The organism is Winogradskya humida, from assembly GCF_016862215.1.
GTDB lineage: Bacteria > Actinomycetota > Actinomycetes > Mycobacteriales > Micromonosporaceae > Actinoplanes > Actinoplanes humidus.
Map to the genome: position 1 here is coordinate 1 of NZ_BOMN01000046.1, position 24884 is coordinate 24884.

Annotated in this window: 27 protein-coding genes; 9 read left to right on the top strand and 18 right to left on the bottom strand. The window is 68.7% G+C overall.

Features of this window, described 5'->3' with window-relative positions; translation table 11 throughout:
• Nucleotides 1–284: 284 nt before the first annotated feature.
• Nucleotides 285–1352 carry a succinyl-diaminopimelate desuccinylase gene (dapE, locus tag Ahu01nite_RS19500; RefSeq protein WP_203837994.1) on the bottom strand — a complete coding sequence of 356 codons (1068 nt, stop codon included), beginning with the start codon at nt 1350–1352 and terminating at the stop codon, nt 285–287.
• Nucleotides 1353–1401: 49 nt separating this feature from the next.
• Here dapE and argH point away from each other — a divergent pair, with 49 nt between their 5' ends.
• Nucleotides 1402–2832, top strand: coding sequence for an argininosuccinate lyase (gene argH / locus Ahu01nite_RS19505; protein WP_203837995.1), 1431 nt, complete (start codon nt 1402–1404; stop codon nt 2830–2832).
• Between the two features lie 78 nt (nt 2833–2910).
• Here the strand turns inward: argH and Ahu01nite_RS19510 are convergent, their stop codons facing one another.
• The 6 genes from Ahu01nite_RS19510 to Ahu01nite_RS19535 form a co-directional block, all read right to left on the bottom strand.
• Entirely contained in the window at nt 2911–3372 is a 462-nt protein-coding gene (locus tag Ahu01nite_RS19510) for an SRPBCC domain-containing protein (RefSeq protein ID WP_203837996.1), read from the bottom strand.
• Between the two features lie 9 nt (nt 3373–3381).
• Entirely contained in the window at nt 3382–4026 is a 645-nt protein-coding gene (locus Ahu01nite_RS19515; RefSeq protein WP_203837997.1) for a dihydrofolate reductase family protein, read from the bottom strand.
• Nucleotide 4027: 1 nt separating this feature from the next.
• Entirely contained in the window at nt 4028–4366 is a 339-nt protein-coding gene (locus Ahu01nite_RS19520) for an ArsR/SmtB family transcription factor (RefSeq protein WP_203837998.1), read from the bottom strand.
• A gap of 404 nt (nt 4367–4770) precedes the next feature.
• Nucleotides 4771–5295: an ATP-binding protein gene (locus Ahu01nite_RS19525; protein WP_203837999.1), complete on the bottom strand. Its 525-nt coding sequence runs from the start codon at nt 5293–5295 to the stop codon at nt 4771–4773.
• A 6-nt stretch (nt 5296–5301) separates the two neighbouring features.
• A complete protein-coding gene (locus tag Ahu01nite_RS19530; RefSeq protein ID WP_203838000.1) occupies nt 5302–6525 on the bottom strand; it encodes a methyltransferase in 1224 nt (407 codons plus the stop codon).
• The gene (locus Ahu01nite_RS19535) at nt 6522–7418 is read right to left on the bottom strand and encodes a hypothetical protein (protein ID WP_203838001.1); all 897 of its coding nucleotides are present in this window, start codon (nt 7416–7418) and stop codon (nt 6522–6524) included. Before Ahu01nite_RS19535 ends, Ahu01nite_RS19530 begins: the two co-directional genes overlap by 4 nt.
• 509 nt (nt 7419–7927) lie before the next feature.
• Here Ahu01nite_RS19535 and Ahu01nite_RS19540 point away from each other — a divergent pair.
• Nucleotides 7928–8878: a LysR family transcriptional regulator gene (locus Ahu01nite_RS19540; protein WP_203838002.1), complete on the top strand. Its 951-nt coding sequence runs from the start codon at nt 7928–7930 to the stop codon at nt 8876–8878.
• Between the two features lie 327 nt (nt 8879–9205).
• Here Ahu01nite_RS19540 and arfA read toward each other — a convergent pair whose 3' ends face one another.
• The 5 genes from arfA to Ahu01nite_RS19565 all read right to left on the bottom strand — a co-directional run bounded on the left by arfA (nt 9206) and on the right by Ahu01nite_RS19565 (nt 16061).
• Nucleotides 9206–10699, bottom strand: a complete 1494-nt coding sequence (gene arfA / locus Ahu01nite_RS19545; RefSeq protein WP_203838003.1) for an arabinosylfuranosidase ArfA — start codon at nt 10697–10699, stop codon at nt 9206–9208.
• A 2-nt stretch (nt 10700–10701) separates the two neighbouring features.
• Entirely contained in the window at nt 10702–11547 is an 846-nt protein-coding gene (locus Ahu01nite_RS19550; protein WP_239158974.1) for a carbohydrate ABC transporter permease, read from the bottom strand.
• Nucleotides 11548–11549: 2 nt separating this feature from the next.
• The gene (locus tag Ahu01nite_RS19555; protein WP_203838004.1) at nt 11550–12488 is read right to left on the bottom strand and encodes a carbohydrate ABC transporter permease; all 939 of its coding nucleotides are present in this window, start codon (nt 12486–12488) and stop codon (nt 11550–11552) included.
• A gap of 14 nt (nt 12489–12502) precedes the next feature.
• Nucleotides 12503–13807, bottom strand: a complete 1305-nt coding sequence (locus tag Ahu01nite_RS19560; protein WP_203838005.1) for an extracellular solute-binding protein — start codon at nt 13805–13807, stop codon at nt 12503–12505.
• Nucleotides 13808–13892: 85 nt separating this feature from the next.
• A complete protein-coding gene (locus Ahu01nite_RS19565) occupies nt 13893–16061 on the bottom strand; it encodes a putative bifunctional diguanylate cyclase/phosphodiesterase (RefSeq protein ID WP_239158975.1) in 2169 nt (722 codons plus the stop codon).
• 211 nt (nt 16062–16272) lie between these two features.
• Between Ahu01nite_RS19565 and Ahu01nite_RS19570 the strand changes: the two genes are divergently transcribed.
• Nucleotides 16273–16476 (top strand): hypothetical protein, encoded by a 204-nt coding sequence (locus Ahu01nite_RS19570; RefSeq protein ID WP_203838007.1) that lies wholly within the window; start codon nt 16273–16275, stop codon nt 16474–16476.
• Here the strand turns inward: Ahu01nite_RS19570 and Ahu01nite_RS19575 are convergent.
• From Ahu01nite_RS19575 to Ahu01nite_RS19585, 3 genes are read right to left on the bottom strand one after another with little or no spacing between them, the layout of a single operon-like run.
• A complete protein-coding gene (locus Ahu01nite_RS19575) occupies nt 16448–16960 on the bottom strand; it encodes a hypothetical protein (RefSeq protein WP_203838008.1) in 513 nt (170 codons plus the stop codon). The genes Ahu01nite_RS19570 and Ahu01nite_RS19575 overlap by 29 nt on opposite strands.
• 41 nt (nt 16961–17001) lie before the next feature.
• Complete coding sequence (locus tag Ahu01nite_RS19580) at nt 17002–17805, bottom strand: nucleotidyltransferase-like protein (protein WP_203838009.1); 804 nt, start codon at nt 17803–17805, stop codon at nt 17002–17004.
• A gap of 8 nt (nt 17806–17813) precedes the next feature.
• A complete protein-coding gene (locus tag Ahu01nite_RS19585; RefSeq protein ID WP_239158976.1) occupies nt 17814–18245 on the bottom strand; it encodes a GNAT family N-acetyltransferase in 432 nt (143 codons plus the stop codon).
• Nucleotides 18246–18463: 218 nt separating this feature from the next.
• Between Ahu01nite_RS19585 and Ahu01nite_RS19590 the strand changes: the two genes are divergently transcribed.
• The 3 genes from Ahu01nite_RS19590 to Ahu01nite_RS19600 all read left to right on the top strand — a co-directional run bounded on the left by Ahu01nite_RS19590 (nt 18464) and on the right by Ahu01nite_RS19600 (nt 20499).
• Complete coding sequence (locus Ahu01nite_RS19590) at nt 18464–19246, top strand: CAP domain-containing protein (protein ID WP_203838010.1); 783 nt, start codon at nt 18464–18466, stop codon at nt 19244–19246.
• Between the two features lie 145 nt (nt 19247–19391).
• Nucleotides 19392–20012, top strand: a complete 621-nt coding sequence (locus Ahu01nite_RS19595) for a DNA-3-methyladenine glycosylase (RefSeq protein WP_203838011.1) — start codon at nt 19392–19394, stop codon at nt 20010–20012.
• A 10-nt stretch (nt 20013–20022) separates the two neighbouring features.
• The gene (locus Ahu01nite_RS19600) at nt 20023–20499 is read left to right on the top strand and encodes a hypothetical protein (RefSeq protein ID WP_203838012.1); all 477 of its coding nucleotides are present in this window, start codon (nt 20023–20025) and stop codon (nt 20497–20499) included.
• Nucleotides 20500–20663: 164 nt separating this feature from the next.
• Here the strand turns inward: Ahu01nite_RS19600 and Ahu01nite_RS19605 are convergent, their stop codons facing one another.
• Together Ahu01nite_RS19605 and Ahu01nite_RS19610 are read right to left on the bottom strand one after the other, a co-directional pair.
• Nucleotides 20664–21599, bottom strand: coding sequence for a hypothetical protein (locus Ahu01nite_RS19605; protein WP_203838013.1), 936 nt, complete (start codon nt 21597–21599; stop codon nt 20664–20666).
• A gap of 70 nt (nt 21600–21669) precedes the next feature.
• Entirely contained in the window at nt 21670–22494 is an 825-nt protein-coding gene (locus Ahu01nite_RS19610; RefSeq protein WP_203838014.1) for an SDR family NAD(P)-dependent oxidoreductase, read from the bottom strand.
• A gap of 94 nt (nt 22495–22588) precedes the next feature.
• Between Ahu01nite_RS19610 and Ahu01nite_RS19615 the strand changes: the two genes are divergently transcribed.
• On the top strand, nt 22589–23239 hold the full coding sequence (locus Ahu01nite_RS19615; protein WP_203838015.1) for a TetR/AcrR family transcriptional regulator: 651 nt from the start codon (nt 22589–22591) through the stop codon (nt 23237–23239).
• Here Ahu01nite_RS19615 and Ahu01nite_RS19620 read toward each other — a convergent pair.
• Nucleotides 23236–23475 (bottom strand): hypothetical protein, encoded by a 240-nt coding sequence (locus Ahu01nite_RS19620; protein ID WP_203838024.1) that lies wholly within the window; start codon nt 23473–23475, stop codon nt 23236–23238. The genes Ahu01nite_RS19615 and Ahu01nite_RS19620 overlap by 4 nt on opposite strands.
• A 345-nt stretch (nt 23476–23820) precedes the next feature.
• On the opposite strand from Ahu01nite_RS19620, the gene Ahu01nite_RS19625 reads away from it, so the two are divergent.
• Both Ahu01nite_RS19625 and Ahu01nite_RS19630 read left to right on the top strand, forming a co-directional pair.
• A complete protein-coding gene (locus Ahu01nite_RS19625; RefSeq protein ID WP_203838016.1) occupies nt 23821–24699 on the top strand; it encodes a helix-turn-helix domain-containing protein in 879 nt (292 codons plus the stop codon).
• On the top strand, nt 24692–24883 hold the full coding sequence (locus tag Ahu01nite_RS19630; RefSeq protein ID WP_203838017.1) for a DUF397 domain-containing protein: 192 nt from the start codon (nt 24692–24694) through the stop codon (nt 24881–24883). Before Ahu01nite_RS19625 ends, Ahu01nite_RS19630 begins: the two co-directional genes overlap by 8 nt.
• Nucleotide 24884 lies beyond the last annotated feature (1 nt).

The window sequence follows — 24884 nt, forward strand, 5'->3', positions numbered from 1 at the left end:
CCTTCCCCGCCACCCCCCACGGCGCGAGCATGCTCACTACGCGCGGCGCCTTCCCCGCCACCCCCCACGGCGCGAGCATGCTCACTACGCGCGGCGCCTTCCCCGCCAGCGTCCACGGCGCGAACATGTGCACTGCGCCCGTCGTTACTGGAGGCGCCGTTTTCCGGACGGGCGCTCTTCCCCGGCCGGAAAACGGTGACTCCAGTAACGACTCCAAGGGGCGCAGTGCCCGCCGAGCGAAGCGAGGCCAGAAACACAGCCAGAAACACAGCCAGAAACCCAACTCACCTAAGCCACGAACTCAACACCCGCTCACACTCGCGAATCTCCGCAACCGGCACGAACTCCTCATCGGTATGCGCGAGCAACGGATCCCCAGGCGCATAGTTCACAGCCGGAATCCCCAGCTCCGCGAACCGAGCCACATCAGTCCACCCGAACTTCGCGACCGGCTCCCGCCCCACCACAGCCAGAAACTCCGCAGCAGCAGCCTGATCCAGCCCGGGCCGCGCACCCGGCGCCTTGTCCCGAATCTCAAGCTCATACCCCGCAAAAACTTCTTGCAGGTACGCGTACGCCTCGTCAACACTCCGATCCGGCGCGAACCGATGATTGATGTCGATGATGCACGAATCAGGCACGACGTTCCCGGCCACACCGCCCTGGATGTTCACGGCGTTGAGCCCCTCGTGATATTCCAGCCCGTCGACAACGGGTCGCCGCGGCTCATACCGGTTGAGGATGGCGAGCACATCAGCAGCCGCGTGGATCGCGTTGACCCCACGCCAGGCCCGGGCGGTGTGCGCGGCCTTACCCGCAAGGGTGATCCGCACCCGCATGGTGCCCTGGCACCCACCCTCGATACCGGAGTTCGACGGTTCCCCGAGAATGGCAAAGTCCCCGCTCAGCCATTCGGGATGGTTGCGCACGAGCCGGCCGAGCCCGTTCTTCACCGACGCGACCTCCTCGTTGTCGTAGAAGACGAAGGTGAGATCGTGCCGGGGCTCGGGCAGCGTTGCGGCGATCTTGAGCTGGGTGGCGAGCCCGGCCTTCATGTCGCAGGTGCCGCGGCCGTGCAGCAGCTGGGCGTCGCCCTCGCCGCTGAACCAGGTGGGCAGATTGTCCTTGATCGGTACGGTGTCGAGGTGCCCGGCGAGCACGATCCGCTTGTCCCGGCCCAGGCTGGTGCGCGCGACCACGGCATCGCCGTCGCGCAGCACCTCGAGGTGTCCCAGCTTGCGCAGCGAGGCCTCGACGGCGTCGGCGATCGTGGCCTCGTCACCGGAAACCGAGGGGATGTCGCAGAGCGCGCGGGTCAATGAGACAACATCATCATGCAGGTCGAGCGTCATAGGGGTGACCCTATCCTTGCGAGAATTGAACCGATCTAAGGAGTGAGCAGTGCCGGAGACCGAAGGTCCGACCAGGCTGTGGGGTGGCCGTTTCGCCGGCGGACCGGCCGATGCTCTGGCGCGGCTCAGCGTCAGTGTGCACTTCGACTGGCGTCTGGCCCCGTACGACATCGCCGCGTCCCGGGCCCACGCCCGCGTCCTCGCCGGCGCCGGCCTGCTGGACGCCGATGAGCTGGGCAGGATGCTGGCGGCCCTCGACGACCTCGAGTCGGCGTGCGCGGCGGGCGACTTCCGCCCCACGATCGAGGACGAGGACGTCCACACCGCCCTCGAGCGCGGCCTGTTGGAACGCCTCGGCTCGCTGGGCGGCAAGCTGCGCGCCGGCCGTTCCCGCAACGACCAGGTCGCCACCGATCTGCGCCTCTACCTGCGCGAGCACGCCCGCTTCGTGGCCTCCGCCGTGGTCGAGCTGGCGGACGCTTTGATGGAACAGGCCGGCCGCCACATCGACACCCCCGCCCCCGGCCTCACCCACGTCCAGCACGCCCAGCCGGTCAGCTTCGGCCACTGGCTGCTCGCCCACGTCCAGCCCCTGCTGCGCGACCTGGAACGCCTCCGCGACTGGGACGAACGCGCGGCCATCTCCCCGCTGGGCTCGGGCGCCCTCGCCGGCTCGTCGCTGCCCCTGGACCCGGCCGCGGTCGCCAAGGAGCTGGGCTTCAAGGCCCCGGTCCAGAACTCCATGGACGGCGTCTCGGACCGCGACTTCGTGGCCGAGTTCCTGTTCATCACCAGCCTGCTCGGCGTACACCTCTCCCGTCTGGGTGAAGAGGTCGTCCTCTGGACCTCCACCGAATTCGGCTGGGTCATCCTCGACGACGCCTTCGCCACGGGATCGTCGATCATGCCGCAGAAGAAGAACGCGGACATCGCCGAGCTGGCCCGCGGCAAGGCAGGACGCCTCATCGGTGGCCTGGTAGCGGTCCTCACCATGCTCAAGGGCCTGCCGCTCACCTACGACCGCGACATGCAGGAGGACAAAGAACCGGTCTTCGACGCGGTGGACACGCTCCAGCTCCTGCTGCCGGCTCTGGCGGGCATGATCTCCACCATGACCGTACGGGTGGACAAGCTCGCCGCCGCCGCCCCCGTCGGCTTCTCCCTGGCCACCGAGGTCGCCGACTGGCTGGTCCGCAAGGGCATCCCCTTCCGCGACGCCCACGAGATCACCGGCAGCCTGGTAGCCCTCTGCGCCGCCCGCGAATGCGAACTCGAAGACGTCTCCGACGAAGACCTCAAAACCGTCAGCGAACACCTCGACCCCTCGGTCCGCCAGGTCCTCTCGGTCCGCAGCGCCCTCGCCGGCCGCACCACCCCCGGCTCCACCGGCCCCGGCCCGGTCGCCGACCAACTCCAGATCGCCTCCGACAAACTCGACTCCTGGCGCGAATGGGCCATCGAACGGGTCGTCCCCCGCTGACCGTTCCACCGTTCAGCTCCTGACGAAGGACGCCGTCGCGCTGACGGCGTCCTTCGTCATTCTCGGTGCTCAGGCGCGTCAGGCCAGGTATTTGCCCAGCGCATCGAGCAGGCCCCGCGTGCCTGTTTCTCGGTTCGCCCCGTCGGCCCAGAACTGGTCGAAGAAGACGCCGTGCTCGACGTGCGTGAACCGGGTGCCCTCGACGAGCGGCTCGAACTCGAGCGACGCCACCGAGGTGGACATGTGGATCCCGTCGAGCCACATGTCGTACGTCGTGACGATGCGGTTGTGCTCGACGATGTCGGTGTACGTGGCCTCGTACCGTGAGATCGGACCGTCGTGGAACTGCCCCTCGGCGACGTCGCGTCCACCGACCCGGAAGTCGAAAGCCCATTCACTGGGCGTGACGGCGTCGCCGCCGCCCCACCAGGCGAGCTTCTGCTTCTCCTCGGCGAACGAGTCCCAGACCCGTTCGACCGCGACGGGGTAGTCGCGGCTCAGCGTGAAATCGGCGCGGGCGAGCCGTCGTTCGATCGTCATCGATGCGTCCTATCGCGTGAAGGTGACGTGGATCGTGCCGCTCTCGGCCACTTCCGTCGTCACCTTGTGGGTGAGGTCGAGGCCACGCAGGTCGTCCCATACCCGGATGCCGCGGTCGAGCACGATCGGGGCGATCACGAGGTGCAGGTGGTCGACCAGGCCGGCGCGCAGGAAGTCGCGTGCGGTGCCGATCCCGCCGCCGACGCGTACGTCCAGGCCGCCGGCGGCCGCGGTCGCCTCGGTGAGCACGTCCTCGATCGCGGTGCTGCGGAAGTGGAAGGTCGTTCCGCCGGCCATCGGGATCGACGGACGCGGCGCGGTGTGTGTCAGGACGTAGACCGGCGTGCCGAACGGCGGCTGATCGCCCCACCACCCCGTCCAATCCGGGTCGCCGGGAAACGTGTGCAACCCGAACATGCCCGCACCCATGATCTCCGCGCCGACCCCCTCGAAGTGCGCGGCAGCGTACGACTCGTCGACACCGGACGTTCCGGCGCCGCTGGTATCGCCGAGAATGCGCTCGTGAAACGTGCGGGTTGCGGCGTAGGCGGTCGTGAGGCGCCCCCAGTCCTCACCCATCGGATTGTCCGGGCCCTCCCCGGCCGAGGTGTATCCGTCGAGCGAGGCGAACAGGTCGATGCGAACACGGGTCATGTCAGGTTCCCTCAGGGCTGGTACGGGTCAGGTGTATGCCGAGCCGGTCGGCTTGGCGTTCCGCGGGGGTCCGCTGCTCGCCGAGCCACAGGTGCAGAACGTCGAGAGCACCCGGTCGCAGGCTCACGGTGCGGACCCGCCCATGCTTCTGCGACGTGACCAGCCCCGCGTTCTCAAGGACACGCAAGTGCTGCATGAGCGACGGCAACGCCATCGAGAACGGCGCCGCAAGCTCGGACACAACGGCCGGGGACTTCGCCAGCCGCTCCACGACGGCCAGCCGCGTCGGATCCGCAAGAGCGCGGAACACGGCTACCAGCTCATCATGATACTTAGGCACGCGCCTTACTATTGTCGACGGCCGGTCATCGGTCAACCACCCCACACCAGGAACCCGACCGCGCTCACCCCCGGCCCGCTTGCAGCATGTGCAAGCGGGTCGTAAGCGCCTGCGCGAAGACTCTCCGGCGGATCAGCTGTCACGCAAAGGAGATCGGTGTGACCAGAGGACGCACCGCCGCTGCCCGGGTCGCTGCGGTGGTGGCCATGTTCGCCCTGACTGCGAGTCCGGCGCGGGCGAATGCCGCCGGCACCGCGCGGCGAAGCGATAACCCGCCCGGACGCCGCCCAAGCCCACGCCAGACTCTCCATCACTACGCAAGGAGCTATCTGACCAGCTCAGACTGTGATTCGAGGAAAGTATCATCGAAGATACTGTCTTCAGTGTTACTAACATTGATGTTACTAAACATCCGTTGTTTCCAGGACCATTTCCTTGCCGCGTCCGTAGAACGGGCGGTCACGGGAGTTGATCGTTTTCATCACTGCAGCGTCAGACCCGATGAGGATGAGCAGTACGGGTTTGCGGCTCAGGGAGCGATCCCACACAGCCTGGAGGATTTCCTCGAAGGCGTCTCCCTGACCGAGCAACCGCTGCACCTCGTCGATGACGACGATGCTGGGTTCGTCAGCCGGCAGAATGTCGGCGATCAAACGTAGTGCCGCGCGCCAGATGCCGGGCGTGGGTTCAGCGAAGACTGCACGGTCAGGCAGGGAAGTCATCACCAGGGAATCGATGCCGACGCTGGCATCGTCGGTGGGCGAGGCGGTGAAGAACGACGCGGATGCCCCGTTCTGCTCGGCGAACCCCTCCACAAGAGCGGTTGTCCCGCTCAGCGACAGGCACCGGCCAGGTCGGGTACCCCCGCACCCGGCCCTCACTTCGGCGAACAGAGCGTCGAGCAGCCGCAGTTCCACCAATTCGCTCATCGTGTCCTAAGTGTCGGCCAGATCGGTTCCGGCGAGGTGTGGTGGGGCGATCAGCGCGTCCACGATGATCTGCGCGAGCCAGCCGATGACGGGAAGGCGCAGGAACCAGCCCGCATAAGCCCACCCCAGATGCACCCGCTCCAACCCGGCAGCCACCGCGGCCACCCCCGACAACGATTCCTCATACCGCGCCCGGGTGATCCCGGAAGCCGGCAATAGCACAAGCGAAACAGGCGCTCGCCGCCCCAAAAATCCCGCCACCGCCGAGCACGGCCCACAATCGTCGTCCAGCCAGAGCCGCGCCTCCGTCGTCCCCGGCACATATGGCCGCACCCGAGGCCGCCAATCCCGTACGTGCAGCCGGTATTGCACCCAATCACCCGCATGCCGCGTGCGCATGTCGTTGGTCTCGTGCGGCCCGGCCACGAACACCGAGAAGAGCGCCGCAAGCCCCGCCCCCACCGCGAGGGTCACACTCCCTGTGACCGCGGAGATCAAGAGCAGCAGCATGGTCGCGCTGGCCTGCATCGGATTGGCCATATATGCGTACGGTCCCGACGTCACCAACCGCACCGGCGGATCCCACGGAAACGGCGTCCCACCACCGACCGTGACAAACTCCCGAACCGCCGCCAAAGCCGGAAGCGCGATCACCAACGCCACCTGAGCCACGCCAAACAGCCCCGCCGCAGGCATCCCGGTGAGCCGCCCCCAACTCCCGTCCCCGAGCGTGAACGCCACCGTCGGCACAAGCCACAACGTCAGCCCGGCGAACACCGCGACCTGCAGCAACGCCCGCCCGGCAAGCCGCCGCCGATCAGCCGTCCACCGCCCCAGCAACTGAGCCGGCAGCGCCACCACGACCAGCCCGAGCACCTCACCCCACACCCACGACGGCCCGAGCCGCACGAGTGGGTCAAGCGCCGGCATCGCGATCAGGTCCACCCACAGCAACAACCCGAGCATCACAGGCAGTGGCAGCACCCGCCGCAGCATCACGGGCAGTGGCCCCCACAGCACCGCCCACCCGATCCACAGGTCGACCGGCATCCCCCGGAAGGTCCCGTCGACGGCCGCGAAGCTGTAAAGGTCGGCGGTGTCCAGGGCGGCGATGCCGATCGCGGCAGCCACGAATGCCAGGAACGGCCCGGCGACGGAACGGTCCAGGAAGCGGGCACCCATTAGCGCAAGGACGGGTACGCCCAGACACAGGTACCGGGCCACGATCATCGCAGATCCAGCATGTCGAGCAGGTGGGCGCCGCCGGCGTGCATCAGCCGGTCCTGGATCGGCCCGAAGTACCAGGACGGATCGAGACGCCGCTGGTACGCCAGCCGCACCGTCACCGCCGTGCGCCCGTTCCCCGCGTCGTGCCAGCTGATCGACGCGTCACGCCAGCGCAGCCACCGCGACGTGATGGAGGTGTCGGAGTCCACGGCGAAGTCGATCGACGTGGCGCTCGCCGCGCGCACCGAAGTGGTGATCGCCCCGCCCGCGCCGTGGTTGGTGTCGTGGTAGCCGAATTCCCATCGGTCGCCCGGGTTGAGTCCGGTGCCGGTCACGTGCTGCGGTGTCGGCGCGCCCAGCAGCGCGAGCGACAGCTGGTCCAGCCCGACCGGCTGGGGCCCGGCGGCGAGCCTGTCGTGCACCTGCGCCGGCGTGAGGTCCACGACCCGCGTCACCGAGGCGGTCTGGTCCGGCCGGATCCGCAGGTCCTGGTCGACCCCTTCAACCCCACCGATCAACAGCAACGGCAGGGGGAGTACGGCCAGAGCGCGCCCGCCGCCCTTCGCCGCCAGATTGATCAGCGCAGTGACCCCGTGCACGACCCCGTACACCAGGGGAGCGGCGAGCAGCACACAGATAGCGCCCTCGTGCAGCGCGACGGCGGCCAGCAACAGCGCGATCGTCGTCGCCGCGAAGACCCGCCGGTGCGGGGTACGTCCCGGCGCAAGCGCGAGCGCCACGGCCAGCACGACCGGCAGCACCACGAAGAGCAGCGCGCTGTCCGCACGCCCAGCGTCGACGGTGGCGAAGAAGGCCACCACGCCGAACACCACGATGAGCCCGGCCAGAAACCAGTTGGCGCGCCCGATGCGCCTCGGTGCGGGTGCTTCAGTCATCGGTTCTCCCCGGTTCAAGGGCCCGCGCCGGCTCGCGTCGGCCCAGCCCACAGCACGTCTTGAGCGACCGCTCAAGTCGAGGCAAGGCTAACCCGATTTAAGCGACCGCTCAAGAGTGCGTTTGAGCACACGCTCAACGACGGGCGACGGGCAGGCGGATGAGGGGCGACGGGCAAGCGGTCGGGCGAGGGAGTAACCGATCGAGCGGGAGTGCGGGCGGAAGGGTGAGCGGGAGTGCGGAAGGGCGGGCGGGAGGGTGATCGGGCGGGAGGGCGGAGGGGTGGGCCGGCGTGGGGGTCCTGTGCAGTTGCCGAGGAGGGCCGCGAGTGGAGCGCGAGGAGTGCGACACATGGAGCGAAACGGGTTGCTAGGCAGGTGGCCGCGAGGGCGTGAACATTGTGAACGTTCACAGGAATGTGTTTGCGCGCAGGTTACGTATTGACTACGGGAATGTTAGCGATAACACTGCGGAAGACGCATCGATCGACGGAGATCATCGGGAGGGTGTCATGGCGGTCAGGGCCGTTCCCGATGGCGTTCATCGAGGTCGGATAGAACTACGCCAGCTCCGCTATTTCGTCACCCTCGCCGAGGAGTTGCACTTCGGCAGGGCCGCAGCCCGCGAGCACATCGTCCCCTCCGCGCTGACCGCCCAGGTCCAGCGGCTCGAGCGGGCCGTCGGCGTCCAGCTCGTCGATCGTACGTCCCGGCACGTCGCCCTGACCGGTGCCGGCGCCCGTTTTCTCATCGAAGCCCGTCAAATTCTCGATCACGTCGAGCGGGCGGCGGTCCTCGCGCAGGGTCTCGCGGTCGCCGCACCCACGCTGCGACTCGGCGTCCTCGACGAGGGATACGACGCGATCCGCCCGGTCCTGCGGGCCGTGCAGGCGCGCCACCCCGAGGTGGAGGTCCACCAGGTGCAGGCGGGCGTGCCTGAGCAGTGCCGGTTGCTCGCCGACGGCCGCCTCGACGTGGGGGTCGGCAGGCTCCAGGGCGGTGCCACGGGGATCGCTGCCGAGGTCTTCCGGATGGATCCGCTGGGCGTGCTGGTGCCGAGCGACCACCCGTACGCCTACCTCCCGCACGTCCCCATCAGCAGCCTGCGCGGCGAAACCCTGCTGCTCTCCGACGAGGAGCAGGCCCCGGAGTTCAACGCCTTCGTCGCCGAGGTCTGCCGCTCGGCCGGTTTCTTCCCGACCCTGTTCCCGGGCAGCGTCCAGACCCTCCGCGCAGCCGTCGACCTCGTCGCCCAGGGCCGCTGCGTCCTCTGCACCCCGGCCTCGACGGACGGCTGGCCGTCCGATGTGGTCTGGCGCCCCCTGGACAGCCAGGTCCCCCGCTACCCCTGGTCGATCCTCTGGCGCACCGCCGACCCCTCCCGCCAGACCCTCGACGTGGTGGCAACGGCCCGCCGGCTCGCCGTCGACCAGGGCTGGCGCGGCACCGAAATAGCCAGCTGAAAGCAACCAGCAACCAGCCAGCAACCAGCACCCCGTGGCCCTCGGTCGATGAAAGATCCCGGCCGAGCGCGCGTGCCGAGGATGTAGCTTTCAGCCGGACCGCCTCGGTCACGCCACGTGGTGGCTCTCGCCGGGACCGACCGTGGCCGGTTAACCAGGCGGAAAAGTTCGCCGGACATTGCGCCGAGCCCCCGGATACCGCAACTTTTGGTGGCGCCGGCTGTCAAGCATGAGGCAATTATTTCTTAGCCCATGACATATACCTTCTGGCCGAGGTGACGGACCGTGACGATGCCACGGCCCGTCCACCACGACGAGCCAGCAAACTCAGCTGCCGTTCCCGGTAAGGCGAAGCATGTTCCAGGAGAGCGGCGGCAGAACGGCCTGCAACCGCCCGCCATCGAGTTTCGCGTCGTCCAACGACCGGGGCGCCACCCGATCAGGCGCCGCGGCCGTGTTGATCGCGTCGGGGTCGGAGTCGAACAACGCCGTGTGCGACGCGGTGGTCAGGCCCGGCAGCGAGCGCAGGTCCACGTCGAGGCTCAGCGGGGTGTCCTGCGACCGGTTGACGGCGAAGATCACCACGCCGGAGGACGTCTGCACCGCCACCGAGTCCAGGATCGGCACCGCGCCGAAGGCCTTGGTCTCGACGACGGGGGAGTCGGCGACGACCTGCAGGACGGTGCCCTGCCCATGGGCGGCGGTCAGCGCGAACGGGTGGAACGACGCCTGGCGCCACACCTGGCCATTCGGCTCGGTCATGATCGGGGCGATCACGTTGACGAGCTGGGCGAGGCAGCCGATCTTCACCCGGTCGGCGTGCCGGAGCAGGCTGATCAGCAGGTTGCCGACGACGACGGCGTCGGTGACCGAGTAGACGTCCTCGATCAGCCGGGGTGTCTCCTCGATCTCCAGGTTCGTCTCGCCGACGAAGCGGCTCTGGTACCAGACGTTCCACTCGTCGAACGAGATGTTGATCCGCTTTTTGTGCCGGCCGACGGCGCGGGCGTGGTCCGCGGTGGCGATCACGTCGTCGATGAAGCCGTCCATGTCGGTGGCGACGGCGAGGAAGCTGTCCCGGTCGTCGCCGTGCTGCTGGTAGTACGCGTGCATGGACACGTAGTCGACGGCGTCGTATGCCTCGCCGAGCACCGTGGCCTCCCACGAGCCGAACGTCGGCATCGCGCGGTTCGAGCTGCCGCACGCGACGAGTTCGATGGACGGGTCGACCTGACGCATCGCCTTCGCGGTCTCGAGTGCGAGGCGGGCGTACTCATAGGCGGTCTTGTGCCCGGTCTGCCAGGGTCCGTCCATCTCGTTGCCGAGGCACCAGGTCTTGATGGCGTACGGGTCCCCGCCCCGCAGATCCGACCAGTACGTGCCGCCGGGCAGGTTGCAGTACTCGACGAGGGACCGCGCCGCGTCGATGCCCCGGGTGCCGAGGTTGACCGCCATCATCGGCGCGACGCCGGCCGACTTGGCCCACGTCATGAACTCGTTGACGCCGACCCGGTTGGTCTCCAGCGACCGCCACGCCAGGTCGAGGCGCCGGGGACGCTCGGCGACCGGGCCGATGCCGTCCTCCCAGCGGTATCCGGAGACGAAGTTGCCGCCGGGATAGCGCACCAGCGGCACGCCCAGCTCGCGGACGAGCGCGGTGACGTCCTGCCGGAAACCGTTCGCGTCGGCCGACGGGTGCTCCGGCTCGTAGATGCCGGTGTAGACGCATCGTCCCATGTGCTCGACGAACGAGCCGTAGAGGCGCGGGTCCACCTCCCCGACACGGAACGCGGGGTCGACGGTGAGGGAAGCCTGGTGCATTTTTACCCTTTCAGGCCGCTGCCGGCGATGCCTTCGACGATGTTGCGCTGGAACAGAAGGAAGACGGCGACCAGGGGTACGGCGCCGAGCAGAGCAGACGCCATCGTGTCCGCGTACCGGATGCCGAACGTGCCCTGCACCGTGGCGAGGCCGACCGGCATCGTCATGTTGTCGGGGTTGCTGAGCACCAGCAGCGGCCACAACAGGTCGTTCCATGAGGAGACGAACGTGAAGATGGCGACGGCGGCGACGGCCGGCCGGGCGAGCGGCATGATGATCCGCGCGTAGATGCGCAGGAAGCTCGCCCCGTCGAGCCGCGCGACCTCTTCGAGCTCCTTGGGCAGGCCGTCGAAGAACTGCTTGAAGATGAAGACGGCGATCGCGGTGGGGATCTGCGGGAGGCTGACCGCCCAGAACGTGTTGAGCAGGCCGATCGAGTCCATCTCGCGGAACTGCGGGACGATCAGCACCTGGCTGGGGACCATGATCCCGGCGAGCACGACCCAGAAAACCACGTTGCGATACCGGAACCGCATCCTGGACAGCGCGAACGCGGCGAGGCTGCCGGTGAGCACGGCCCCGAACGCGGTCAGCGTCGCGATGAACAGGCTGGAGCCGAACCAGCGGATGATGTCGGTCTCGTTGATGATGCGGCTGAACGCGGAGAACGTCGGGTTGTCGGTCCACCACGTGGTCTTGGTGGTCTCCTCGTTCGGTTTGATCGCGGTGTCGAATGCCCACGCCAGCGGGACCAGCCACAGCAGCGCGAACGCGATCAGGACCCCGGCGCAGATGCGGTTGAACAGCTTCATCCGGGTGTCGATCGACATGCTCGTCATCGTCGTCATGGTCAGACCTCCTTTTCCTGGCGGCGGACGATCGCGAACCACACGGCTGAGACCGCGAGCACGACCAGGAAGAACAGCATCGACACCGCGGAGGCGTACCCGATGCGGAAGTTGGTGAAGCCGCTGTCGTAGACGTACTGCAGCACCGAGCGGGTGGCGAAGTTCGGGCCGCCGGAGGTCATGATGTACATCTGGTCGAAGACCTTCAGCGACGCGATGACCTGCAGGACGGCGACGAGCGTGAGGGTCCGGCCGAGCATCGGCAGGGTGATCGAGCGGATCTGCTGCCACGGGCCGGCGCCGTCCATCGACGAGGCCTCGTAGAGCTCCCGGGGCACCTCCTGCAGACCGGCCAGGAAGAGCACGAAGTTGAAGCCGAGCGTCCACCAGAGCGTGGTGACGGCGAGCGAGGGCATCGCCCAGCCGGGGTCGCCGAGCCAGTTCGGTGACGTGAGGCCGATCTTCGTCAGCGCGGTCTCGATCAGGCCGAGCCCCGGGGTGTAGAGCCACATCCAGATCAGCGCGACGACGGCCGACGGCAGGACGTACGGCACGAAGAACGCCAGCCGGAAGAACCAGCGGCCGTGCTTCACCCGGTCGGCGAGCAGTGCGAGGACCAGCGCCAGCACGATGAGCGGCGGGGTGGTGAGGATCGTGAACCAGATCGTGTGCCACAGCGGCGACCAGAAGTCGGCGCTCTGCAGCGCCTCGGCGTAGTTGCCGAAACCGGCGAAGCCCGACAGGCCGGGCTTGACCATGCTGGTGTCGAAGAAGCTCATGACCAGCCCGTAGAGCGCGGGCCCGGCGATGAAGAGTACGTAGAGCAGCAGGAACGGGGTGAGGAAGCCGGCGGCGGGCAGTCCCTGTCCGCGGGGACGCGGTGGTGGTGGGTCGTCGTCGATTGCCTGCCGGGTCGGCAAGGCGGTCTGTGAAGCGGTCATCGGGGCACCACCTTCTATACCGGCGAAGCGGTCTTGGCCAGGCTGGTGAGGTCGGAGCGCATCTGGGCGACCGCGGCGGCGGGCGCCGCCCGGCCGGCGAGGACGCTGCCGATCGCCGCGCTGGTGACGATCTCGAAGTTGGATCCGGAGCCGGAGTACCAGCCGTCCGGGTCGTAGACGGCCCCGTCGGCAGCGGCCGCGTAGTTCGACTGCGGGGTCATCGCCTTGTACTCGGGGCTGTCGAGGAACGGTTTCCACGCCGGGACGTGCCCGCCCTCGGCCCACGTCTTGCTCTGGTCGAGCAGGAACCGGATGAACGCCAGCGACCGGTCGAGGTTCGCCTGGTCCTGGTCCGGCTGCTTCGGGATGACCAGGGTGTGCGAGTCGGCCTGGACCGCGTACTTGCCGCCGCCGAAGATGTTGGGGAACGACGTCATCGAGAACGGCAGCTTCGCGGTCTGGAACGTCGAGATCTCCCACTCGCCCTGGAAGTAGAAGCCGGACTGGCCGTTGGCGAACGTCGCGATCGCGCCCTGATAGTCGATGCTGCCCGGCATGAGCCCGTCACGGGTCAGCCCCTGCAGGAACGACAGCGCCTGGGTCGCCCTCGCCTCGTCGATGACCACCTTGGTGCCCTCGTCGGCCAGGGTCTCGCCGCCCAGTTGCGAGTACAGCGACTGGTAGATGCGCCAGGGGGACGCGACGTCGTTGTCGATCGCGACGACCCCGCCGTACGCCTTCGTGACGTCCTTGGCCTTCTTCATGGCCTCGGTGAACTTCTCGGGGGTGTCCAGCGGGAGCAGGGCCCCGGCGGTGTCGAGCAGTCCGGCCTTCTGGCAGATGTCCGTGTTGTAGAACATGACGAACGGGTGGGTGTCGATCGGGATCGCGTACGCCTTCCCGTCGACCAGCCCCGCCTCCCACGGCCGGGCGGTGAAGTTCGCCGCGTCCAGGCCGTGCCGGGCCAGGTCCTCGGGCTTGAGCTCCTCGAGCAGTCCGGCGCTGATCAGCGTCTTCGCCCGGGTCAGGTGGGAGACGGCGACGTCCGGTGGCTTGTCGCCGAGCGTCGCCAGCGACAGCTTCGTGTAGTAGGGGTTACCCCAGGCGAGGGTGACCGCCTCGAGGTTCACGCCGCGGTTCGCCGCGCGGTAGGCGTCGAGCATCTGCGTCAGCCGCAGACCGTCGCCGCCGCCGAAGAGATTCCAGAAACTGAGCGTGCCACCCGGGTCTCGGCCGGGTGTCAGACCGCTGCACCCGGCCAGCCCGAGTGCCGCCGCTGCGGCAGTACCGCCCAGCAGGGCGCGTCGGGTGAGGGCCATGTGATGACCCTGCCGTCGCGGCGTACGCGGGGTCCAGGTTTCGGTGTTCGTCAGACCAGAAGTGGCGGTCGCAATCCACGAACGATCACGCGGGTACTGGACCGGGGCGCAGCAGTTTGCCCAGCTCGGCGCCGCTCATCGGGCGGGCGAAGTGGAAGCCCTGGGCGTACTGGTACCCGGCCTGGTGCAGCCGATGGGCCTGGTCCGCGGTCTCGACGCCCTCGGCGACGGCCTGGATGCGCAGCCCCGCAGTGATGGTGATGAGGCTTTCCACGATGACGGACTGCGGGCTGGCGGTGGTGACACCGTCGACGAACGACTTGTCGACCTTGAGGACGTCGACGGGACAGTCGACGAGCAGGCTCAGCGACGACTGCCCGGTGCCGAAGTCGTCGAGCGCGACCCGCAGCCCGAGCGCGTTCAGGCCGCGGACGGCGTCCAGGGCGGCGCCGGTGCCGAGCACGGCGGTCTCGGTCACCTCGGCGGTGATCAGCGACGGTTCCACCCCGGCGGCGGCCACGACGGCGGCGACCTCGGCGACGAAGCCGGGTTCGCGCAGCTGGCGGGCGGAGACGTTGACGCTGACGCGGGCGGGGGCCAGGTCGCCGTACTCGTGCTGCCATGCCGCGGCCTGCTTGACGACCTGCTCGAACACCCACCGGCCGACCTCGATGATCGAGCCGTTGCGTTCGGCGAGCGGGATGAACACGGCGGGGGAGATCTCGCCGTGCTCGGGGTGCCGCCAGCGCAGCAGCGCCTCGACCCCGGCGATGCCGCCGTCGGGCAGCTCCACGATGGGCTGGTAGACGACCCGCAGTTCGCCGCGGGCGACCGCCTGGCGCAGGTCGGCACCGAGCTTGGCGTCCTGGTCGGCGATGCGATCCATGGCCGGGTCGAACCATGCCCAGCGGCCGCCGCCGGCGTTCTTCGCCACATACATGGCCACGTCGGCGCGGCGCAGCAGCTCCTCCGGGGTGTCGCCGGGCACGCTCGCGGTCACGCCGATGCTGATCCGCGGGGTCATCTCGTGCCCGTCGATGACGACGTTCTCCTGCACGCCCTGGATCAGCCGGCGCAGCACGACGGACGCCTCGTCGCCGGTCAGGTCGGGCAGCAGCAGGGTGAACTCGTCGCCGCCGAGCCGGGCGACCACGTCCTCGCCGCGCAGCCGGTCGTGCAGGCGCCGGCTGACCGCTTTGAGCAGCGCGTCCCCGGTGCCGTGCCCCAGCCGGTCGTTGACCACCTTGAAGTCGTCCAGGTCGAGCAGCGCCACCAGGAAGCTCTCGCCGCCGGCCAGCCGAGCGGTGACCTGCTCCTCGAAGTTGGCCCGGTTGGCGATCTCGGTGAGCGTGTCGTGGCGTACCTGGTGGGCGAGCTGGACCTGGTAGTCGCGCAGCTGCTGCAGGTTGGCGTCGACGGTGCTCAGCAGCGTGTTGTTCTCGCGCAGGGTGGTGATCTGCCGGGCCACGACCAGCGCGGTGATCGCGACGGTCCCGGCGGCGATCAGCCGGCCCTCGGCGGAGCGGGTCAGGTCGGTGCCGAGCAGCATGAGGTCCATCCCGCCGACGGCGAGGTAGGGCACCACGCTGAAGCGCCGCGGCACGGGCCGCTCGGCCGGCTCCTCGATGGCCGCCTTGGCCTGGCGACGCGCCGCGAGCTGGGCGCAGAACGTGGCGAAGGGCACGGCCAGGAACGCGGTGTTGAGCTGTGGCCGGTCGGCGAGGAACGGCATCAGCGCCCCGAACGCGCACGCCAGGGCGGTGCCGAAGGACAGCATGTGCATGGCCCGCCGGTCGAGGCGCCCGGCCCCGGCGAACGCGACCTTCGTGAACGCGATCACCGACACCGACGCGATCATGGCGATGGCGAGTACGGGGATCGCGGAGCCGGTCTGGGCCGTCCACGCGTCCGCGCGGCGCAGCGAGAAGTGCCAGACCAGGATGCCGGTGGTGATCAGGATGATGCCGGTGTCGAGCCAGAACCGGATCCACTCGGCCCGGCTGCGCTCCCAGACCGGCAACCGCAGCAGCGCCCAGATCGCGAAGACGAGGATGCCCAGGTAGAGCGTGGCGGTCACCGGACCGATGTGCTGAAAATCCTCGGGTACGCGCAGAGCGTCATACGCATTCCCCACGCACGCCGCCGCCAGCAGCACGCAGCACAGGGAGAGTTGCCGCCAGAACCGCGTCGTCCCCGCGTCGAGCCCGAACCGGTTGCTGGTCCACCAGCACCCGTGCGCGGCGAGCAGCGACATGACGGGCAGCGGTATCCACCCCAGCACCGGCCACGAAAAGCCGACAAAAGCCCCAATACCAAACCGCACGAAACAGTACGCGAGCAGTACGGCACCCACGATCAGGGGCAAGCGCTGGCGTACCGGCATGGTCCGTTCATCGGTGCCCCCGCCACGGACCTGATGAAAACGCCATGATCGGGTGCTGTGCCTGGTCACCTACCCTGAGGGCATGAGCCTGTCCGGCAAGACCTGCCCCGACTGTCACCGTAGGGTCAAGGCACCGTTCCAGCAGACCGTCACCGGCCGCGAGGTCTGCCCCGATTGCGCGAACGCCCTGTTCATGGGCACCGCGGCCGGCGTCGTCACCGGCGACGTGGGCTCCGGCTTCGGCGTCTGGGCCATGCTCATGCGAAAGGTCCGCCGCTCCCGGTGAGCCCGAGCGCCGCCCGCATGGTCGCCACGCAGCGGTCACGGGCCCGGTCGACGCGCTGCCGGTCGTAGTGCTCCTCGAGGTTCATCTCCGCGTCGGAGGTGCGCACCGGTTTCTGCCATGCCTTCTTCATCTGCTCGCCGACCTCGGCCTTCGCCTCGTTCGCGAGCAGCCGGTAGGCGGCCGCGACCGTCGGCGCCTCGATGTCGAGCAGCGCCTGGTGGTACGCGAGCCGCGAGTAGATCCGGCTCACCTCCTCGGTGAGCTGCTGGCGCCCGTCCAGCGTGCCGGGCCGGCGCCGGATCCGATAGGGCATCTCGGCGTAGTCCTCGACGACGCTGAGCGCCTCACCGAACGCCCTCGCACGCCGCTCGCGGCGAGCGGCGCGCCTGTTCAGCCCGTAGGTCAGCAGCGCCACGAGCGCCGCACCGAGGATCGCGATGACCGGCGCGAGCACCGCCGTGGTCTGCGCGGCCGTCCAAGTCATAGTGCGGCCCAAGTCATGCTGCGGCTACCGCCCCGGGAACGTCAGAGGGTGTGAAGGACGTCGATGATTCTTCCAGCCGCGGCGGGCTCCCACTGATCCGGGCCCGGCCCGAAGAGCCGGTTGATGCCGTTCTGGCACGGCAACTCGGCGAAGACCACCGGATCCTCGTGGTAGCACCGGCTCAGCCAGTCGAACGCGCCGCGATACGCCGTGGACGTGCGGTACACAGCGTCGGGAACGTTGAACAGCAGGCACTCGATCAAGTAGGACGGTGTGTCGTCCCCGGCCAGCTTGCGGGCGCGTTTGGCCGCCCGGACGACCTGTTTGAACCGCCCGCCGGTGCGCAGGTCCTTCTCGTCGCCGTTGCGCCGGTGCTGCTTGGGATAGTTGACGATCGGCCGGCCTTCGACGTCCCGGAAGAACACGCCCTGCTCGTAGAACTCGGCGCCGGGCACCGGAGAGAACCGGTGTTCCGTCGCGACGAGGATGTCGACCATCTCGCCGAACAGCGAGCCCTGGTCGTCGACGTTGAGACAGCGGCGGCCCATCCGCACGGTGTAGGTCTCACCCAGCGCACCGAGCACGTCGTCCCGGAAGCCTTCCCAGTCGTGGGATGAGGCCGGCGCCGTCAGCATCAGGACGAGGTCGATGTCGCTGCTCTGCTCCAGGTAGGTGCCGTTCACCCGGGAGCCCTGGGCGAAGATCTCGTACGGCCGCGCCGCGAGCAGGGGCGACCGGCGCAGCGCGTCGTCCAGCACGCCCTGCGCCCAGGACAACAGGAACGCGTTGGGCTCCTGGACGGGACCGCAGCCCTGCCCCGCCCGTACGCGAGAAGTCCTGCTCATGCCCCCAATTATGCCTCGCCCCTGAGATACATGCCGATCGACTCCGGGGCGCTCTCCACGAAGCCGTGCCGGGCGTAGAGGCGCCGCCCCGGGGCATCGGCGAGCAGGTTCACGTACGCCCCCGGCGGTGCCTTGACGCGGATGCGGTCCAGCAGCACGCCGAGGACCGCGTCGCCGAGGCCTTTGCGCTGGTGGGCGGGGAGGACGGCCATGTCGACGATGTGGAAGTACCAGCCGCCGTCGCCGATGATCCGGCCCATGCCGGCGGCCAGCCCGGTGGGTTCGTGCAGGACGTGGCAGGCGTACCAGCTGCCGGACAGGGCCGGGACGGCCTGGGCGCGGTTGCGGGGCGACAGGCCCGATTCGCGGCGTAGTGCGAGGTATTCGTCGACGGGTGGCGGCCCCTCGAGCAGGCGGTACCCCTCCGGCAGATCGGCCACGTCAGCTCCCGGTGTTTCCAGACCGTTGGTCCCGCGAGTATGCCGTACGGGTGTTTACGGGCAGGTGTCCTTAAGACCTCATGTGTCGATCCTTAAGCGCGTCTGAGGTGAACCCCTCGCGAGGCGCCCGGCGTTCATAGTCATCAGGCACCGTGACCAGCGGTTGCCGTGCCCACCGTCCCGGGCGCGATCTGCTCCCGCCCGAGGTGACCGGTTCCGTGCCCAAGTCCGCTGCCCAACAGTTCCGGTACACGATGGCGGCGGGTGCCACTGCCGTGGTGATCGGCGTCGGGTTCACGGTCGTGGGTCTGAACCGCCACGCCGACGCGAACGCCGCCGAGGATCGCGCGTCGGTCGACACCCCGCTGGTCACCCAGTCACCGATCGATCTCGGCGGTGCCGACGCCGATCTGCTGACGGGCGGCGACCCGAGCGCGTCTGCGGCCCCGTCGGCCACGGCCACCAGCCCGGCTCCCAAGAAGACCACGGCGGCGCCGAAGAAGACGACGAGCCCGAAGGCCACGGCGAAGGCGACACCGGCGAAGACGAAGACGAAGGCCAAGACCGAGTCGGTGACCAGCGGTTCGATCCTCGACCAGGTGCTCGGTCACATCAACGCCGCGCGCAAGGACGAGGGCCTGGACGCGCTGACGCTCGATAACGACCTGTCGAAGGCGTCGGCGCTGCACAACGACCTGATGATCGACGGCTGCGGGCTGAGCCACCAGTGCTCCGGCGAGGGCGACATCGGCAAGCGCTTCACCGCCCAGGACGTGAAGTGGAGCACGGCCGGCGAGAACATCGGCTACGGCTCGGCCGGGTCCAGCGACGCCGAGAAGATCAAGGCCGCGAACGGGCTCACCGACAGCATGCTCGCCGAGGTCGCCCCGAACGACGGGCACCGCAAGAACCTGCTCAGCAAGGACTTCAAGCGGATCGGGCTGAGCGTCGTGCGCGACAGCAAGGGAATCGTCTGGATGACGCAGGACTTCGTCGGATGAGGCCGGGAGACTTCCGCCGGCGCCGGACGCGGCCGCTGGAGTTCGGCCCGACCCGCCCCTTCGGCCCCTCCCGCCCCGGCGGCACCTGCGGCCCCGTGAAGAGGCGCCGCCCGCGGGGACCACGGCGCCCGGCAAACTAGCCCATGTGAGTTATGACTGGGCGAAACTTCCCGCGGACCGGGTCGACGAGGCGGCGCGGTCGCTGCTCGGCTGGCGGCTGAACGCCGGCGGCGTGACCGTACGGCTGACCGAGGTCGAGGCGTACAGCGGGCTCGGCAAGGATCCGGCCAGCCATGCGCACCGCGGCATGACGAACCGCAACGAAGTCATGTTCGGCCCGGCCGGTTTCCTGTACGTCTACCAGATCTACGGCATGTACCTCTGCGCCAACATCGTCTGCGGCGAACCGGGTGTCGCGGCGGCCGTCCTGCTGCGAGCCGGTGAAGTCGTGGACGGGCTCGACGTCGCGCGCGGACGGCGTACGGTGCGCAAAGATCTGGATCTTGCCTCGGGCCCGGCCAAAATCATGCAGGTCCTGGCCCTCACCAAGGCCGCCAACGGCACCTCGGTCATCGACGGCACCGGCCCGCTGACGCTCACCCGGCCGCTGGAACCGCCGCAGGAGATCTCCGCGGGCCCCCGCGTCGGCGTGACCTCCGCCCATGACGTGCCCTGGCGTTTCTGGATCACCGGCGACCCGACGGTCAGCGCCTACCGCCGCCACGTTCCCGGCAAAACCCGGAAAACCCCCGCCCCGGGCCGCTAACGTCGCGACGGTGATGTCACGACGGCTCCTTCTGCTGCTGGACGTGCTGTGCCTGACCGGCGTGCTGTGGTGCGCCGTGCTGATCGGCGCCCTGTTCAGCGGGAACGCCCTGGTGCCGAGCACGGTCGCGGTCACCGTCGCCGCCGCGCTCGTGCTCCCCGGTTTCACCGCCGGGATCCTGACCAACCAGCGCACGCTACGGGGCCGTCGCCCGCAGAGCTGGTACATCTCGCGCGTGTGGTCACCGCCGGGAGAGCTGCCACGCTGGGAGATGATCGCCGCCGGCGTCGTCTTTCTCGCCTTCTGGCTGGCCGGGATCAGCGCTTTCACCGGCCTCAGCGAAACGGTCCGCCCCGGCGACCACATAGCCCAGGACCGTCAGGTACGCCACGAGCAGCGCTTCGCCCTCGGAGTACTCGGCGGCGTCGGCACGGGCGGAACAGCACTGGCAGCCTCCAGCCTGATCCGCCAGCGCCGGATCAACTGACCCACTGCCATAACGGCACACGTCGATTGCCCGCTATGTTCGTATCCCCGGGGTGGGGGTCGGGTCCCGCGCCCCCCACCCCGGGCCCGAACCCGGGACTCACCCATGAAAGTGGTCGAGCGCTTCATCGCCGGCCGGGACTAAAGGTGTGCGGCGCGGCCAGATCAGTTTCGACGACCGCGCGTACCTACGGCTGCGAGTTCCGCCTCGATGAGGTCCGAGGCAGTCCGGTAGGGCCGGGCGTCGACGGTTGTTTCCATGTCTTCGCTGTCGGCTCCGTCTTCGAGGATGTCCGCCCACGATCCGAGGTCAGTGACAACTCCGGCCCATTGCGCGCCGCTCAGAGTGATCGCGGGGCCGTTTGCGGTACGGATCAACGCGGCGACCCTCAGCCGCTCCTCCGTAGCGTGTTGCCAGTCGTCGCGTTGCCAGTCTTCTTGTGCGATGGCGTCGTCCAGATCGTTCAGTTTCTCGATGGCCGCGGCGGAGATGTGACGCTGCCCGGCGTTCAAGCGGATCGTGTAGGAGCGTTCAGGCCGCAGGCCGAGCGTGGCCAGGCTTTCGTAGTCACCCGCGTCGAGCGAGCTGTAGTCCGGGGCGCCGGGATCGACAGTGAACTCGCACCAGCCCGACCAGCCCGGCCGGCCTTCCTCCACGTCGCCGACGCCACTGACCCGCCAGCGGTAGGTCTCGCCGGGCCTGAGCGTTTGCGCCTCGAAGTCCAGAGTCGCCGTCTGCCCTGGTCCGGCCGTCATGCCGCTCGAGATCACGTCCGCGCCCTCCTCCGCGGTGAGCCCGAGCGCGACGTACTCGAAGCTCACGTCAACGGGGGTGATGCTCGTGGTCGCGAAGCGCGCCGACAGGACAGGCATCGTCGTGGTGACGACCACGTGCCCGGTGCACCCCTCGCCGTCGGTGTCCAGGCTGATCGGCACCGGAATCGCCGTCTCGTCAGGCGGAGTTTCGACCGGGTCTACGACGGTCTCGACGAGAACGATGGCGCAGGACTCCTCCGAGAAGCAGGCCGGAAGCGCGAAGGCCCGTCGTACCCCAGCCCCCATGTCAGGCTGCGGTGGCTGGATGAGGAACGCCCCCGCCATGGCGACAGCCACCAACGCCACCCGCGGACCTCTGCTCACCCGCGCAACGATCGGCAGGAAGCGCCCTGAATCAAGCGGATGCGCTCACGCTCGTCGAGCGCCACGCAGCGTCGGATTCAGCCAGTTCCCGAGCGGTGTGCTCGGCGATCTGCACGGCATCGGTCCCCAGCAACAGCCGCAGCGGCGCGTCCCCGCGCTCAACCAGCTTCCGGACAACCCTGACCACGTCATCAACCTGGGTCGGCTGCCCGCCGTCGGACCCGCGGAGCATGTCGACAAAAGCGCCCACCGTGGGCCGGTAAGCCTCGCTGACCTCGGGAATGGTCATGGACGACCCGGCCCAGTCGGTGGCCATGCCGCCCGGCTCGAGGACGGTGACCTTGATGCCGAGCGGCGCGACCTCCTGCGCGAGCACGGTGGAGAAACCCCCGACAGCCCACTTCGCACTCTGGTACGCGCTGAGCCCCACCGATCCCACCCGCCCCCCGATCGACGACACCTGGAAGATGTGGCCCGACTTCTGGGAGCGCAGCACGGGCAGCACCGCCCGGGTCACGTTGACCACGCCGTAGAAGTTGGTGTCGACCTGGCGCCGGAACATGTCGGCGCTCATGTCCTCGAACGCGGCGAGGTCGCCGTACCCGGCGTTGTTGACCACGACGTCGATCCGCCCGAACGCCTCGACGCCGGCCTGCACGGCAGCGATAGCGGCGTCGGGATCCGTGACGTCGAGCGCGACCGGCAGGATCCGGTCCCCGTACGCGGCGACGAGGTCATCAAGTTGCGATGGGTTGCGGGCGGTGGCGACGACGCTTTCCCCGGCGGTAAGGGCGTTGCTGACGAAGCTGCGGCCGAGTCCGCGCGAGCTCCCCGTGACGAACCAGATCTTTGACATGTGACCCTCCAAGAGACCGACGGTCTATTACGTGCCCAACATTAAGAGACCGATGGTCTGATGTCAACGAACCGGTGGTCCGTAAGCTGTGGGCATGGACACCACGTTCCAGCGCGCCCGCAGCGACGAGCAGCGCGAGACCCGACGCCAGGCGATCCTCGCCACGGTCGCGGCGATGCTCACCGAGATGCCGGTCACCGCGATCAGCCTCAACGAGCTGAGCCGCCGCGCGGGCCTGGCCAAGTCCAACGTGTTGCGCTACTTCGAGTCACGCGAGGCGATCCTGCTCGAACTGCTCGACAGTGAGTGGAAACAGTGGCTCGCCGCCCTGCCGGCGCAGCTGGAAGGAGTCACTGACGGCCCGTCGCTCGCCGGCGCCCTGACCGATTCCCTGCGATCGCGCCAGGTGCTGTGCGACCTGCTCAGTGCCCAGGCCGGCGTGCTGGAACGCAACGTCTCGGCCGACGTGGCCGCTCGATACAAACGGGCCGCCATCGCCGACGTCACCGCGCTGGTCGCCCTGGTCCGCGAGGCGCTGCCCCAGCTCGCCGCGCCCGCGGCCGAGCAGCTGTGCGCCGCCGCGGTCATGGTCATCGGCGCGGTCTGGACCCACAGCCAGCCGTCCACCGGCATGCTCGCCGCCTACCGCGAGGACCCGTCGCTCGCGAGCTTCAAAATGGAATTCACACCCAGCCTGCGCGGCGTCCTCGAACTGCTGATCGCCGGAGCTCTCACGGCTCCCTAGGCGACCCAGGCCAGGAAGCGTTCGTAGAGATCGGCGGGCGTGGGCGCACCGGTAGCGGTGAGGTCCTCCACCGCGTCGTACATCGTCGAGGCCATGTATACCGCCAGGTTGGCCGGGAAGCGGGCGTACTGCGTCGCGAGTTCCTCGCGGGCGTTCGCGCACGGCCACGTGCCGTCGCAGACCAGGCAGTCCCACTCGGGGCGGGCCGGCAGGTGCTCGGTGCGGGGCAGCAGCATCACCGGCCGCCGGGATGCGGCACGGAGTCACCGTCGGGTAGCGGCAGGTTCTGCTGGTTGCGGTCGGGGCAGGGCCATCTCAGACCGCAGGTGCATCGGGTACGCCGGAACGCGCGCCGCACCGGTGAATGTCCCGGTGTCGTCGTCATGGTTCTTCCCTCTCGCCGACCCCGCTTGATCACTATCAGCAATGTTGGGGCTACACACAGGAGCGTGCTTGACCTAGTCTCAGGCATCAATGGGACACGGCGAGATTCCCGAGATCGAATTCTCGCTGTCTCGTCCGAGGCGATCCGAACGTCTCGTTTGTTGCAACTGGAAAGTTTCCGACACCTGGAGGACGGGTTGAGCACGGAGACAGGCTCCACGGTCCCGAGGCGACAGGCCGGCAGGCTCATGAAGCAGCTGCGCGAGCGCGCCGGGATCTCGCTGATGGCGGCCGCTGAGGAGCTCGAGTTCTCCCGGGCCCGGATGTACCGGATCGAGAACGGCGAGGTGTCGCTGCGCAAGCACGACGTCCTCGCGATGTGCGCCTTCTACGGCGCCAACGACCAGATCACCGAGGTGCTGGTCGGGCTCGCCCGCGAGTCGAAATCCAAGGGCTGGTGGCACGCGTACGGCGACGCCGTCCCCGCCTGGTTCGAGCTCTACGTCGGCATGGAAACCGCCGCTGACCGGCTGCGACACTACGCACCGAGCGTGATCCCCGGGCTGCTGCAGAACCGTGAGTACGCCGAGTGGGTCTTCCGCAAACGCGCCGACCTCGACGAGTCCGGCGTGCAGAACGCGGTCGCCCTGCGCCTGGAGCGCCAGGAACTGCTGCGCCGGCACAACCCGCCCCCGCCGAAGCTCGAGGTGATCCTCGACGAGGGTGTGCTGCGCCGGACGATCGCCGACACGCTCGGCATGCAGAAACAACTCGCGCACCTGGTCAACATCTCGCAGCGGGCCGGGGTCAGCGTTCGGGTGATCCCGTTCGCGGCCGGGCCGCATACCGGGTCAAGTGCCGGTATGTTCACCATCCTGGACTTTCCCACCGTCGGCGCGGCCGCACCCGAGCCGACGACGATCTACTGCGAAAATCTGACGGGAGCCCTCTACCTGGACAAGCCCCGCGAAGTGGAGACTTACAGCGGCGTGTGGCGCGAGTTGGACGAAACGGCTCTCGACCAGCGCGCCTCCGAGGATCTGATCGGCACGATCATCAAGGAGAGCGATGGCTGACCTGACCGGTGCCCGGTGGCACAAGAGCACCCGCAGCGGCAGCAACGGCGGCGACTGTGTGGAGGTCGCGGAGAATCTCTCGGGGGTGGTCGCCATGCGGGACAGCAAGGACCCGGACGGACCGGCCCTCGTGTTCGAGGACGCGGCGTGGCGCATGTTCATCCAGTCCCTGAAGGACGAGTAGC